Genomic DNA, 12,602 nt, shown 5'->3' on the forward strand with positions numbered 1-12,602 from the left:
ATCCCCCTTATGCATTCTTGTATTTTTCTACAACTTCATCAATGGTACCTGCATTGAGGAAGTAACCTTCCGGTATCTCATCATGAACTCCTTCGATAATTTCCCGAAAGCCCCTGACCGTTTCTTCCACAGGGACATGGCGTCCCGGTATGGCGGTGAATTTTTCAGCCACGTGGAAAGGCTGCGATAAAAAGCGCTGAACCTTTCTGGCTCTGTTGACAATCCGTTTATCTTCCTCAGATAATTCGTCCATACCCAGAATTGCAACAATATCCTGTAAGTCTTTATAGCGCTGTAATATACTCTGAACGGCACGGGATACCCGGTAGTGTTCAGCCCCCACAATGTTTGCCTCTAAGATTCGGGAAGAGGAACCCAGAGGATCTACAGCAGGATAGATTCCCTGCTCAACGATTGCTCTGGATAGTACAGTCACCGCATCCAAATGGGCAAAAGTAGTTGCAGTTGCCGGATCTGTAAAGTCATCAGCAGGCACATAGATGGCCTGTACCGAAGTGATGGAACCGGACTTTGTGGAGGTAATACGCTCCTGTAAGGAGCCAATCTCTGTTGCAAGGGTTGGCTGGTAGCCTACGGCGCTGGGGGTACGTCCCAACAACGCAGACACTTCAGAACCCGCCTGTACAAAGCGGAATATATTATCAATGAAAAGCAGCACATCCTGCTGTTCTTTATCACGGAAGTATTCTGCCATGGTCAGACCGGTAAGCCCTACCCTCATTCTGACACCGGGCGGTTCGTTCATCTGCCCGAATATCAGCGCAGTTTTATCAATAACCCCGGAATTCTTCATATCGTGATACAGGTCATTTCCCTCACGGGTACGTTCTCCTACACCTACAAAGACCGAGTAACCGCCATGTTCTTTTGCAATGCTGTTAATAAGTTCCATAATAAGAACTGTCTTTCCTACTCCTGCACCGCCAAACAGGCCAATCTTACCACCTTTGGCAAAAGGGCAGAGTAAGTCAATTGCCTTTATGCCTGTTTCCAGCATCTCTGGCTGGGCAATCTGTTCTGAAAGGCTGGGCGGCTCTCGATGAATCGCCCAGCGTTCTTTTGATTCTATGGGCGGTTGGTTGTCTATGGGATCTCCTAAGACATTTACCATTCGCCCAAGAACATGTTCTCCTACGGGTACAGTAATGGGGGCCCCTGTATCAATTGCCTCCATACCTCTTTTTAAACCATCAGTGGGATGCATGGAAATACAGCGTACTGCGTGATTTCCAAGATGCTGCATAACTTCCAGTACAACTGTTTCCTGATCAAATTGTACTTCAATGGCATTATATAAAGAAGGTAATCCACTTTCAAAGCGAATATCAATAACTGCACCGATTATCTGCGTTATCTTACCTGTATTTTTAACTGTCATGTGGTCCACCTTTATTCAAAATATTTGCACTGCCAACAATTTCACTGAGTTCCTGTGTGATATCTGCCTGACGTTTACGGTTATACATACGGGTTAAATCCTCCGTCATTTCCGAAGCATTTTTCCCTGCTGCATCCATATTGACCATACGTGCTGCCTGTTCACTGGTGTTGGCTTCTGAAAATGCTCTGAATAAATTCATATGCAGATACAAAGGAATCATATGGTCAATAAATGTGTTGATATCCGGTTCATATTTCCTATCACTATGCCCCTCATGTTCTGTCACTTCTGTGGCTGCCGGAAGGAGCTTTTCCACAATGGGTTTATAGCTTAAAACCGTATCAAAACGGGTATAAGCTATATATACTTCATCCACTTCACCGGACAAATAATAGTCCATTAGCCATTTGGCAAGTTTTTCAGCGTTAAAATACACCTGTGCATCTTCCATATCAATGATCGTATGAATAATATTCTTATTTTTTTTCTTAAAATATTCCTTCCCTTTTGCTCCCACAACCAGTATTTTTTCATTTTTCCCCTGATTCATGTGGTCCAGAGCTTTGGATGAAATATTGATATTATAGCCACCGGAAAGCCCGCTGTCACTGGTCACTATAACGTATAAAGAATTCTTTATTTCACGTTCTTCATAGAATGGATGTGTTTTTGCATCACTATGTCTTCCCGCATCTTCTACTACCTGTTTTAACCCATGGTAAATAGGGCGGACTCCTTCCAATCGTGTTCTTGCTTTAATCAGCTTTGTGGAGGCAACCATGTCCATAGCTTTAATAATCTGTTCTACGGAACTAATGTTTGATATTCTTTGTTTGATATTTCTCATCGAACTCACATCAGTACCTCCTTAGCTGTAATCGTGCTGTTCTTTCACCTGAATAATCGCGTTATCAATATCCTCCACCAATTTTTCTGAAATTTTACCACTGCTTCTGATTTCATTTTTTATGTGAGGAATATGTTCTTCCACATAGTGAATAAGGTCTTTTTGAAACTTCTGGATACGTCCCACACCTATATCATCCATATGTTTATTACTTAAGGCATAGAGAATCAGAACCTGATCTTCAATGGGTTTGGGTCTATACTGCGGCTGCTTAAGAACTTCCATAATACGTTCCCCATGGTTAAGACGATCTAAAGTATCCTTATTGAGATCAGAGCCAAACTGGGAAAAAGCAGCTAATTCTTTGTACTGTGCAAATTCAATTCTAAGGGGACCTGCCAGCTTCTTCATTGCAGGAATCTGTGCGGAGCCTCCCACACGGGAAACAGATAAGCCGGGATTAATGGCAGGGCGTATACCGTCATTAAAAAGATTTGCCTCTAAATAAATCTGTCCGTCGGTGATGGATATAATATTGGTAGGAATATAGGCAGATATATCGCCTTCCTGAGTCTCTACAATGGGCAGAGCTGTCAGGGTTCCTCCGCCATATTCCCTGCTCATACTTGCAGCACGCTCCAGCAATCTGGAGTGGAGATAAAAAACATCACCCGGATAAGCTTCTCGGCCCGGCGGACGCCGCAGCAAAAGACTGATCGCCCTGTAAGCTACCGCATGTTTCGATAAATCATCATAAACAATCAGAACATCCTTGCCCTGCAGCATCCATTCTTCTGCAATCGCACAGCCGGCATAAGGGGCAATATATTGCAAAGGAGCTGAATCACTGGCAGTAGCCAAAACTACAGTGGTATAATCCATGGCTCCAGTCTCGTTCAGTACTTTAATGGTACGAGCCACTGTTGATGCCTTTTGCCCTATGGCAACATAGACACAATAGACATCTTTATCCTTCTGATTGATAATGGTATCAATACTAATGGCAGTCTTTCCTGTCTCACGGTCCCCTATAATCAATTCCCTTTGCCCTTTTCCAATGGGAACCAGTGCGTCAATGGCCTTGATACCGGTCTGCAATGGCTGATCGACTTCACTTCTCATAATTACACTGGGAGCAGTGCTTTCTATTTTTCGATAATTGTCTGCTACAAGTGGGCCCTTATCATCAATTGGCTTTCCAAGTGCATTGACAACACGCCCCAGCATACTGTCACCTACGGGAACTTCTGCCATTCTGCCTGTCATCTTTACCGGATCACCTTCTTTAATTCCAGCGTCAGATCCCATAATTACCACACCAATGCTGTTTTCATCCAAATTAAGCGCCATGCCATAGGTTCCATTCGAAAATTCGAGAAGTTCACCACTCATGGCACTGTGTAAACCATGCACCCGTGCGATGCCATCCCCGACCTGCATGACAGTACCTACTTCAGAAAAATTCAGCTTGGATGAGTAAGACTCTATCTGTTGTTTTATCACCTTGGTTATTTCATCGGGATTAACTAACATTCATAAATTCCTCTCTTTAATTGTTCTTTCATTAAATTTAGTTCTGATCGCAGCGTACCATCAAAGATATGCCCGTCTACCAGAATATAAAATCCTCCTATTACATCAGGATCAACAGCGTTTCTTATCTGAACGTTGGCATCCATTTTTTTTGATAATGCTGCACGGATGGATTCTACCTGCTGTTCCGAAAGTTTTTTTGCAGAGACGATTTTTGCATCTACTTTGCCTGTGTGTCTGTTTATATACTCGATATATTCGCTTAATACCGGTAAAATCAATGATTCACTGTTTTTTTGGACTGCCAGATACAAAAAGTCCATCAGGTGGTCAGAAATTTTTCCCGAAAAGGCATTTTGAAAAATCTGGTATTTCTCAGCATCTGAAACGTGGGGATGCAAAAGAAAATCCTGTATTTCAGTATCTTTCAATACTTCCCTGATCCAAATTGCCTGTTTTAAATCCGCCTCCAAAGTACCTTTTGCTTCTGACCGTTCCAAAAGTGCCTGTGTATATTCTTCCTTTAGCTTTGCCATGGAGTGACCTCCATCTGTGCCAGGGTTTCCTCAAAAATTTTGTCCTGAGTTTCATGATCCATGTTCAATGTAATGTATCGTTTGGCAATAAGAGATGCAAGTTCAATTATATGGAAACGAGTTTCTTCCTGGAGACGTTTCTTATCTGCCAAAACGCTTTCTAATGAGCGTTTTTTGATCTCAGAAGCTTCCCGCCTTGCATCTTCCAGGATTAACCTACCTTCATCAATCGACTTGAGGCGGGCAACTTCCAGAATTTCTGCACGTTCGTTCTCTATTTCTTTTATCTTTAATTCATATTCCGAGATAAGCTCCTGAGCCTTGACCATAGCAGCATCTGCATCGTTAATCTTCTGCTGGATTGCCTCGCTTCTCTTACTCATAAATTCTTTAACAGGTTTATAAAGAATATATCCCAATACAACAGCCAGAATAATTCCATTCAATAACTGGATTCCAATGTCGATTGCTGTTTGAGAGTCCAGGCCAAAAACACGTCCTTCGGGTAAAGCCTGGGCTAAAAGCATTATTTCACTCTGCAATTATAATGACCTCCTTCTTCTATTCTACACCAAATTGGTCGTCATTCCCTTTAACCCATATAGTTCAATAAGATCGTTACCAAGGGGTTCGCAAAGAGCATGATAATAGCGATCAAAAGACCGTAGATACCAGAAGTCTCAGCCATAGCCAGACCAACAAACATGGTACTACGAATGGAATCTGCAGCTTCTGGCTGTCTTCCGATGGATTCTATCGCCTGAGCAGCAATTTTTGCCTGCCCAAATGTGGTGAATACACCGTTAAGAAGTGCAATTACTGCTGCAATATGCGCGATACCGATTACAAAACCTAATGTTTCCATAATAATTTCCTCCAATTAATTCGTTTCTTAAAGATTGACAATATTTCAGGTTACCGAAAACAGTTTTTCATTCTGCTGCACCTCTGACATACATAAGACTTATAATAACAAATATATAAGTTTGTAAAGCACCGAATATAATATCGAAAAGCGCATGCAGCAAAGATGGTATGCCAAACTGGACAAAGACTGGTGTTAGTGCATAATAAAGTGTCAGAATAATTGTACCAGAAAGCATGTTGCCGAAGAGTCGAAAACTCAACGAGACCGGTTTGGCTAACTCACCAACCAGATTCAGGGGAAAGAATATAAAATGTGGTTCAAAGAAACTTTTCAGATAATTGGCTTTCTGGTGTCTGAAACCCATAAAAAGCATAATCATGAAGCTGGCAAACGCCAGTGCAAAGGTAGTTGCCCAGTCTGCTGTTGGAGCTCTTAGTCCAAACACACTGAACACACTAGATGAGAGTATAAAGACAAAAACCGTGAAAAACCAGGGGGATATATACGATAGCTTTTCACTTAAAGTGTTGCTTACAAAATGATCAAAGGTTTCAATGACTGCTTCTATTACATTTTGAAACCCACTGGGAATGGTTTGAAATTTACGAAGTCTGATGCGGATAATCACGGCAAGCACAATGAGAACCAGCATAATAAACCATGTATTAACAATCGTTTCTGTTATCCTGACTTCAATACCTGCAATGTTTAAAATCCAAAGATTGTCTATATTTAAACCCACGAGTAAATCACCACCTATTTAAATATTTTTTATTTAACTTTTTGATATAAACCTGAGATTATAGACTGCCAGCTGAAAAGCCAGTATACCGGCTGCAACACCCCACAGACTAATCTGCGGAACAAGAGCGCCCAGAACTAAAACCACTCCGGAAAGCAGAAGTCTTAACAGGTGATGAAAACTTACGTAACCTCCAGCACGTTTTTGTTCCATTATGAGAGCGGCATCCACTGCTCGTTCCAGAAGAAATACTTTGATAATACTGAGAGCTGAACCTAAGAATACCCCAAACATAAAAGGAAGAAAGCTCAGAGAACGGTAATAAATTATGGAACCCAAAATGCATACGAATGCAATGATTCCTATTGTAAATACCATTCTTTTTGCTATATCAGATAATTTCATATTAATTCTCATTCCTTTCTAATCGTTACTGCTTATTATTTTTTCTCTCCAGGTATGTTGAATAATACTTTGAATGATGCCCCCACACCTAATAACGAAAAGGTCAATAATAACCAAGGCGATGTTCCAAGCCAGAGATCCAGATACTTTCCCAGCAGGACACCTGTTAATATTGATGCTGCAACCGTTACTCCTATTTGAGAGAAGTAGGCTAAAGCACGAAAGGTTTCGCCATTCTTTGGTTTTTTCTCTTCATTATCATTCTTGCTCAAGACGGTCCCCCTTCCTTATATTAAAAATATAGTGCCTAACTTTAATATCATCAGGCACCATATTTTCATTTGCTTTAAATTTTAACATAGAAATGTAGAATATGTCAATTTTTTTCAATATTCAAAAAAATTTATTTTATTCAAACGAATATTTTAATAATATTTATTTAACTTTCATAACTGCGTTGAACTGTCTATAATCTTCAATTGTAAAATTATTTGATTAAATAATTTTGATTTATTATACGGTTGTCAGATTCTTTGCTAGCATGTAAGTTGGGATATTACTTTTTTTAATAAATCTGTCTTATTTAATTGGAAATTTTGGGGATATGACTATTTTCTATCAGTTGTGGAAGACCAAAAAAAGAGGGCTAAGATGGACTGCGAATGGTCCTCTTTTGCCCTTGATTTGTCAAGTATTCCGTTCCTGTAGGCTATAATTTAAGCCACAAGCATTCATGCCTGCGGCTTATTGTTTAAGTGGAGATAGTGGGATTCGAACCCATGACCTCTTGAATGCCATTCAAGCGCTCTCCCAGCTGAGCTATACCCCCGTATGCTAGAAAATTCTTTATCTATGCGGTCTTCCGTCTTTTTTGTTTTTGTGACTTTTTCTTTTTGTGGAATCGTTTACCGAACATCTCATACTCAACCATGAAATGCCCTCTGGCAGTTATTATAGCAAACGAATAAAGAGATTGCAACTAAATTTTACATTGTTTAAGCATTATTATACACATTTATTTATTACGAACACTTGAAAAAACTTTGAAATATTACTTATATTTAAAGAACTTTTATAATCAATAAAAAAATATGTCCTAAAAATAACATATAATTTTCTTTTTCTCCCATTGCTGCCGCATCAATTTTTATAAATATTTCTGTTTACCAGCAGTAACACCAAGCCGATTATAAAGATTCCATTATGCCATCAGTCCATTATGTATTGCTTATATTTTTATTGTCTCATTCCTCAATACAGCAAATACAACGAAATTAAAAAGGTTCTATACTAAATATTGAAAGAACACTTTTCAAGCACCTCTCAACATTCAGTATAGCCCCCTCTGTAACTCCTATCTAATTTACCATATTACTGATTAAATATCTTTTTCTCAACAAAAACTTTTTTCAATGTATCCTGATTGGAATAAATCTCACTTCCAAAACGGTAAGCAGCTGCATTTAAGTCAATAGAACCAAGAACCATCTGGCAAAGGGTCTGAATACTGACTTTCATATCCGCATCTCCCATAGGCGTCTGCAAAACAGACCGAGCCTTACCATTGGAATAAGAGACTGTGTATACCCCTGAATTATGGGGTAGAAATTCATCCTCGACTTTTAATCTGTAACTTCCTTTATCATCAGGATGGTGCATAAGTTCCAAAACTTTTTTATATGAAGAATACGCGCCATGCTATGGCTTGAGAGACTCCGTTCCGCTTAATCCACGTTTGGAATCAGCATGGTTAGATCAATCTTTTCTGGAGGTTCCATAGATAACGTCTCACACTTTGCTGTCATTTTATAAATAAATTCCATTATATTGTGAAATGCTTCCGGACTGTCATACACGATATCAACTACATCTAAAGTGCCGAGAAAAACAGATTGGGTAGGATCAAAATCTTTCAGCTCCGCCACAGGAATCTTTTGTAACAAAGGGGAATTACATATTTCAAACCAAACTGACGGTAATAACTGGTAGAAAATGGGTGAAGGAAGGAAAATAAAAAACCTTTTTCAATCAATTCATCAAATACGGACCTGACTATATTTCCATGCTCCCGGGATTCAGGCAGAGAACAGACCATGTCCAGTTCCACGCATCCAACAGTATTTCCATCAAAGATTTGCTTATGATAATACACTCTCCGGCTGGAAGTCAAAATTCCATCTTCGGAAAAGCTCCCCATATCTCTTCTGTCCGAGACTGTTTTCCCTCTGCCTGATCCATTTATATCTTTTTAGACTTTTCCCTGTGAAACTAAAAAATAAAGAAACTGATGTGACTCTTTCTGCTTCCAGCCACTCCTGCCATGCAGTTAATTTACGAATCATCATTGAAATAATCCTCCGATGAATAAAAAATATTTTAGCATAAAAAATTCGGTTGTCAATTGCCTGTATTTGATTTTCACGGTTCTTATATATTATTTTTTTATCGGTACATATTGCATTTTTATAAAGCAGTGTTATAATACACTAAGAACATTTGTATATAGTATTCTTCAGGGCAGGGTGTAATTCCCGACCGGCGGTATAGTCCGCGAGCGCAGGTTGCGTTGAATTGGTGTAATTCCAATACCGACAGTATAGTCTGGATGAAAGAAGATGTGTTAAATAAAGATAATACACCTATCTATTATTAACACCTGAAGGGCTTACTTTCAGGTGTTACTTATTTTTAGGAGATATGATTATGAACAAAAAAACCGGAAAACTTACTGTAATGGCTATGTTGTGTGCACTGGCTTTCGTGGCAGTTGTTGCAATCAGAATACCGCTTATACCTGTTGCACCATTTCTTGAATATGAACCAAAGGATATTATTATTATGACGGGAGGGTTCCTATTTGGGCCCATGTCTTCTGTGGCAATTTCTGTTATTGTTTCATTGATTGAGATGTTTACCATCAGCAGCACAGGTATTATTGGGTTAATTATGAATATTCTTTCTACAATTGCATTTGTATATCCAGCCGCCTGGCTTTACAAGAAATACCACTCCATGAAAGGGGCATTGGTTGGAATGATTTTAGGCAGTATTCTGATGACACTGGTTATGGTCCTATGGAACTATTTAATTACTCCAATCTATATGGGGTACCCAAGAGATGCCGTTGTAAAACTCCTGTTACCTGCTATTGTTCCATTTAACCTTTTAAAGAGCGGAATTAACACTGCTCTTACACTTTTGATTTATAAACCGCTTTCTAATGCATTAAAGAGAACTAATCTCCTTGCTTTCCAATCAGAGAATAAATCCTTAACTGGAAAATTTAATTTAGAAATAGCTCTTATACTAGGGATAATCCTTATAACAGTTATTTTCGTAATTCTGGTTTTAAAAGGAATTATGTAAATCAAAGTTTTTTAATACCATTGCTTATGTAACAGATAGCAGCACCCTTGGTTATCTGAATAAAATGTAAACAGACGTTTATTTTTTAATACACCAATCAACTCCCAGGAGCCAGACATATGTCCAACTCCTGGGAGTTTTTATTTTATATCTGCCTCATACTTGTTACTGACAGACTTTATCTTAAGTTAAGCAATGTTCACACCACCACTGGCATATCCTGTTAAGGTATTTAACAAACTAACACCCGTAGCTGTAATTGAGAATACCATTAGAAGTCTGGTTCCTGCTGTAACAGGAATATTAAGCCCAGAAGTAATACCACTGGCAATGGCACCAATTGTAATTACACCTGAGAATCCTGGTGATAAAATAACCTCAGCTCCAGTCAGAGCTGTAAACGTGTTATCCGGTGTTGCAGAAGCAAATAACTGAGCCTCAACCGTAATGGTTGTTCCTATGAGACTCAACCCTGCAACCACACTGTAATAAGCCGCTATATCTGTAATAATACCATCTCTTGGAACTGAAAAAGCAAGGTTTGCCAGTACTCCAGTTCCACCGGTTAAATTAATTGTTGTGCCCAGAACATTTGGTAATACAGCACTGTCACCAAATGCTACTATTGCTGGTAATCCTGCAAGTCCTAAAGCAATACTTGTTGGTGCTACAGGCGTACCAGACGCAAATGGTATAATTGCTCCTGGTCCAGTTGGACCAGTATCTCCGGTCGGTCCGGTATCTCCGGTTGGACCAGTATCTCCCGTAGGACCGGCATCTCCAGTTGGACCGGTATCTCCGGTTGGTCCCACATCTCCTGTTGGTCCGATATCTCCAGTTGGTCCCACATCTCCGGTTGGTCCGGTATCTCCAATTGGACCTGTCGCTCCCGTTGCTCCGGTTGGTCCGGTATCTCCCGTTGGACCTGCGTCTCCGGTTGGACCGGTGGCTCCGATTGGGCCAGTCGCTCCCGTTGCTCCGGTTGGTCCGGTATCTCCCGTTGGACCTGCGTCTCCGGTTGGTCCGGTGGCTCCGATCGGGCCGGTATCTCCCACTGGACCAGTCGCTCCGATTGGACCGGTGGCTCCTACTGGGCCGGTATCACCTACTGGACCGGTTGCTCCTACCGGACCGGTTGCTCCAGTTGGACCGGTATCTCCCACCGGACCGGTATCTCCTACGGGGCCTGTGGCTCCGATTGGACCGGTCGCTCCAATTGGACCTGTGGCTCCGATTGGGCCAGTCGCTCCGATTGGGCCAGTCGCTCCGATTGGGCCGGTCGCTCCGATTGGACCGGTCGCTCCTACTGGACCGGTCGCTCCGATTGGACCGGTCGGACCAGTTGGTCCAGTTGGACCTGTTTCACCCTCTGATGAAAAATCATCTTCAACAATAACCAAGGTTCCCTTTAACGGAACATGCACTGAATAAGATATTGAAGCATCACTGATATTTATAAGTGAAAGTGTAACTGGTGCTGTTGTTACATCAATAATTCCCACGCCATAAACTTCACCGGTTTTAATTGGTGAGTTTCCTTCTAAAACATCACCTTGTGATGAAGTTAAGGCAAATGAAGCACCATTTGTAGCCAATGAAGACTGAGTTGCAAGCCACCAATCTACTACAAATCTTCCAGCCTCTTGAAACGTTATTACACCAGTAGCTGGATTGTAAGCTATACTTCCAGATGAATATACTATGGTATCAAATAGAACGTTTGCTCCTGTTGCAACTGATGTGCCAGCATTTAGTTCTATTTGAATAGCACTGTTAGCCATAGTTAATCCTCCCATTTCTTTTTATTTTAGGCATATGATACATAAATTTCTTATGCCTATTTATATTTTATGAGTGATTATTCAATTTGGGAACCAGGCTTATATTGACCCATTATTTTATACAAATATTTCACTTCTTGTTTATGAAAGAAAAGAATCAAAATAGTTTAAAATGCCTTTTTATAAGCAATTTATAATGCTTTTTTAATGATGTTTTTTTTATTATAGCGTATTTATCTCTACTCTCTTAATTCTTCCATAAAAGAAATCATGACAGAAACTACTTCCTGGAGCACTGCTCAATTAAAATCTTTAAGTAACTCAAACAAGTACGGTAAGTAGAACCAAAGGATCATGAAAATAATATGTGTGCATGTTTTCAATGTTTCCAAGCTATCTTGGGAATTAGGTGTAAGAAATTCGTTGAGACTGAAAATTTACAGTAGTTGGAGCAACTCTTCCTGCTTCCAAAATTAAATCAATCTTTTCTTGTTCCACTTTTTTTTGCTTAAATTTCTAATAGAATACCAGTTTTTAACTAAATCTAAAAAATCCATTGTTATCCTCTAATCTACATTTTTTATGATGATAAAATGTCCATTGACATCACACCAATCACTACGATATTATATAATATAAAAGTATAGTATGATTATATATTATTATATAGGAGGAATTTACCGTATGAAAAATACTGGTTGCGCCGTACCGGGAACAGCTCTAAAAAATACTGGTTTTCATTACACTTTGTCTATCATTGGTGGTAAATACAAAATGAACATCATATATTTACTTGCAGAACATAAAGTATTAAGGCATAATGAACTTCACCGATATATTGAAAACATTTCATTCAAAACTTTAAGTGTCATGTTAAAAGAGCTTCTTGGCGATAACATTATCTCTCGTAAGGAGTACCCTCAAGTTCCCCCAAAAGTAGAATATTCCTTAACGGAACGCGGTCAATCTCTCATTCCAATTTTGAATATGATGTGTGATTGGGGAGAACGAAGCAGAGAACATCTCGGTTGAACGGTATTGGATAGGCTACAATTAATTGGACAGTTATCATAAGGGCATGTAAAATATAATTATAAAGTAAAAGGAGCTAAGCCCATGACT

General features: G+C 39.8%; 15 protein-coding genes, 1 tRNA gene, 1 pseudogene and 1 riboswitch. Of the genes and pseudogenes, 2 read left to right on the forward strand and 15 right to left on the reverse strand.

Features of this window, described 5'->3' with window-relative positions; genetic code table 11:
• Nucleotides 1-7: 7 nt before the first annotated feature.
• The 13 genes from atpD to FAY33_RS19550 all read right to left on the reverse strand — a co-directional run bounded on the left by atpD (nt 8) and on the right by FAY33_RS19550 (nt 8,678).
• Nucleotides 8-1,399, reverse strand: coding sequence for a F0F1 ATP synthase subunit beta (atpD, locus tag FAY33_RS13670; RefSeq protein ID WP_143321787.1), 1,392 nt, complete (start codon nt 1,397-1,399; stop codon nt 8-10).
• Nucleotides 1,389-2,249, reverse strand: a complete 861-nt coding sequence (gene atpG, locus FAY33_RS13675) for an ATP synthase F1 subunit gamma (RefSeq protein ID WP_243126751.1) — start codon at nt 2,247-2,249, stop codon at nt 1,389-1,391. Before atpG ends, atpD begins: the two co-directional genes overlap by 11 nt.
• A 21-nt stretch (nt 2,250-2,270) precedes the next feature.
• Nucleotides 2,271-3,782: a F0F1 ATP synthase subunit alpha gene (gene atpA / locus FAY33_RS13680; RefSeq protein WP_143321789.1), complete on the reverse strand. Its 1,512-nt coding sequence runs from the start codon at nt 3,780-3,782 to the stop codon at nt 2,271-2,273.
• On the reverse strand, nt 3,776-4,318 hold the full coding sequence (gene atpH / locus FAY33_RS13685; protein ID WP_143321790.1) for an ATP synthase F1 subunit delta: 543 nt from the start codon (nt 4,316-4,318) through the stop codon (nt 3,776-3,778). The genes atpA and atpH overlap by 7 nt, the downstream gene beginning before the upstream one ends.
• Nucleotides 4,306-4,860 carry an ATP synthase F0 subunit B gene (locus tag FAY33_RS13690; protein WP_143321791.1) on the reverse strand — a complete coding sequence of 185 codons (555 nt, stop codon included), beginning with the start codon at nt 4,858-4,860 and terminating at the stop codon, nt 4,306-4,308. Before FAY33_RS13690 ends, atpH begins: the two co-directional genes overlap by 13 nt.
• 50 nt (nt 4,861-4,910) lie before the next feature.
• Nucleotides 4,911-5,183: an ATP synthase F0 subunit C gene (gene atpE, locus FAY33_RS13695; protein ID WP_207706023.1), complete on the reverse strand. Its 273-nt coding sequence runs from the start codon at nt 5,181-5,183 to the stop codon at nt 4,911-4,913.
• A gap of 67 nt (nt 5,184-5,250) precedes the next feature.
• Nucleotides 5,251-5,928: a FoF1 ATP synthase subunit a gene (locus FAY33_RS13700; protein WP_143321792.1), complete on the reverse strand. Its 678-nt coding sequence runs from the start codon at nt 5,926-5,928 to the stop codon at nt 5,251-5,253.
• 33 nt (nt 5,929-5,961) lie between these two features.
• A complete protein-coding gene (locus FAY33_RS13705; protein ID WP_185967636.1) occupies nt 5,962-6,333 on the reverse strand; it encodes an ATP synthase subunit I in 372 nt (123 codons plus the stop codon).
• Nucleotides 6,334-6,368: 35 nt separating this feature from the next.
• Entirely contained in the window at nt 6,369-6,605 is a 237-nt protein-coding gene (locus FAY33_RS13710) for an AtpZ/AtpI family protein (protein ID WP_143321794.1), read from the reverse strand.
• 484 nt (nt 6,606-7,089) lie between these two features.
• Nucleotides 7,090-7,162: transfer RNA gene (locus tag FAY33_RS13715), tRNA-Ala, on the reverse strand.
• 542 nt (nt 7,163-7,704) lie between these two features.
• A complete protein-coding gene (locus FAY33_RS13720; RefSeq protein ID WP_143321795.1) occupies nt 7,705-7,992 on the reverse strand; it encodes a sterol carrier protein domain-containing protein in 288 nt (95 codons plus the stop codon).
• Nucleotides 7,993-8,057: 65 nt separating this feature from the next.
• Complete coding sequence (locus FAY33_RS13725) at nt 8,058-8,258, reverse strand: hypothetical protein (protein WP_143321796.1); 201 nt, start codon at nt 8,256-8,258, stop codon at nt 8,058-8,060.
• Nucleotides 8,259-8,471: 213 nt separating this feature from the next.
• A complete protein-coding gene (locus tag FAY33_RS19550) occupies nt 8,472-8,678 on the reverse strand; it encodes a hypothetical protein (protein WP_185967637.1) in 207 nt (68 codons plus the stop codon).
• A gap of 159 nt (nt 8,679-8,837) precedes the next feature.
• Nucleotides 8,838-8,954: riboswitch (FMN riboswitch) on the forward strand.
• A gap of 82 nt (nt 8,955-9,036) precedes the next feature.
• Here FAY33_RS19550 and FAY33_RS13735 point away from each other — a divergent pair.
• Nucleotides 9,037-9,699, forward strand: a complete 663-nt coding sequence (locus FAY33_RS13735; RefSeq protein ID WP_347562701.1) for an ECF transporter S component — start codon at nt 9,037-9,039, stop codon at nt 9,697-9,699.
• Between the two features lie 188 nt (nt 9,700-9,887).
• Here the strand turns inward: FAY33_RS13735 and FAY33_RS13740 are convergent, their stop codons facing one another.
• Both FAY33_RS13740 and FAY33_RS20155 read right to left on the reverse strand, forming a co-directional pair.
• Nucleotides 9,888-11,480, reverse strand: a complete 1,593-nt coding sequence (locus tag FAY33_RS13740) for an exosporium glycoprotein BclB-related protein (RefSeq protein ID WP_279231873.1) — start codon at nt 11,478-11,480, stop codon at nt 9,888-9,890.
• Between the two features lie 417 nt (nt 11,481-11,897).
• Nucleotides 11,898-12,037 (reverse strand): annotated as a pseudogene (locus FAY33_RS20155) (nitroreductase family protein); the annotation flags it as partial.
• 127 nt (nt 12,038-12,164) lie between these two features.
• On the opposite strand from FAY33_RS20155, the gene FAY33_RS13750 reads away from it, so the two are divergent.
• Nucleotides 12,165-12,512 (forward strand): helix-turn-helix domain-containing protein, encoded by a 348-nt coding sequence (locus FAY33_RS13750; RefSeq protein ID WP_143321800.1) that lies wholly within the window; start codon nt 12,165-12,167, stop codon nt 12,510-12,512.
• The last annotated feature ends 90 nt before the right edge of the window (nt 12,513-12,602 follow it).

Source organism: Clostridium sp. HBUAS56010, assembly GCF_007115105.1.
GTDB lineage: Bacteria > Bacillota > Clostridia > Lachnospirales > Lachnospiraceae > Lacrimispora.

What these genes read in the sequence shown, in the direction of transcription:
- atpE (WP_207706023.1), bottom strand. Translation starts at nt 5,183, where the DNA reads ATGGAAACATTAGGTTTTGTAATCGGTATCGCGCATATTGCAGCAGTA.
- FAY33_RS13720 (WP_143321795.1), bottom strand. Translation starts at nt 7,992, where the DNA reads ATGCACCATCCTGATGATAAAGGAAGTTACAGATTAAAAGTCGAGGAT.
- FAY33_RS13735 (WP_347562701.1), top strand. Translation starts at nt 9,037, where the DNA reads ATGAACAAAAAAACCGGAAAACTTACTGTAATGGCTATGTTGTGTGCA.
- FAY33_RS13740 (WP_279231873.1), bottom strand. Translation starts at nt 11,480, where the DNA reads ATGGCTAACAGTGCTATTCAAATAGAACTAAATGCTGGCACATCAGTT.
- atpH (WP_143321790.1), bottom strand. Translation starts at nt 4,318, where the DNA reads ATGGCAAAGCTAAAGGAAGAATATACACAGGCACTTTTGGAACGGTCA.
- atpD (WP_143321787.1), bottom strand. Translation starts at nt 1,399, where the DNA reads ATGACAGTTAAAAATACAGGTAAGATAACGCAGATAATCGGTGCAGTT.
- atpA (WP_143321789.1), bottom strand. Translation starts at nt 3,782, where the DNA reads ATGTTAGTTAATCCCGATGAAATAACCAAGGTGATAAAACAACAGATA.
- atpG (WP_243126751.1), bottom strand. Translation starts at nt 2,249, where the DNA reads ATGAGAAATATCAAACAAAGAATATCAAACATTAGTTCCGTAGAACAG.
- FAY33_RS13705 (WP_185967636.1), bottom strand. Translation starts at nt 6,333, where the DNA reads ATGAAATTATCTGATATAGCAAAAAGAATGGTATTTACAATAGGAATC.
- FAY33_RS19550 (WP_185967637.1), bottom strand. Translation starts at nt 8,678, where the DNA reads ATGATGATTCGTAAATTAACTGCATGGCAGGAGTGGCTGGAAGCAGAA.
- FAY33_RS13750 (WP_143321800.1), top strand. Translation starts at nt 12,165, where the DNA reads ATGAAAAATACTGGTTGCGCCGTACCGGGAACAGCTCTAAAAAATACT.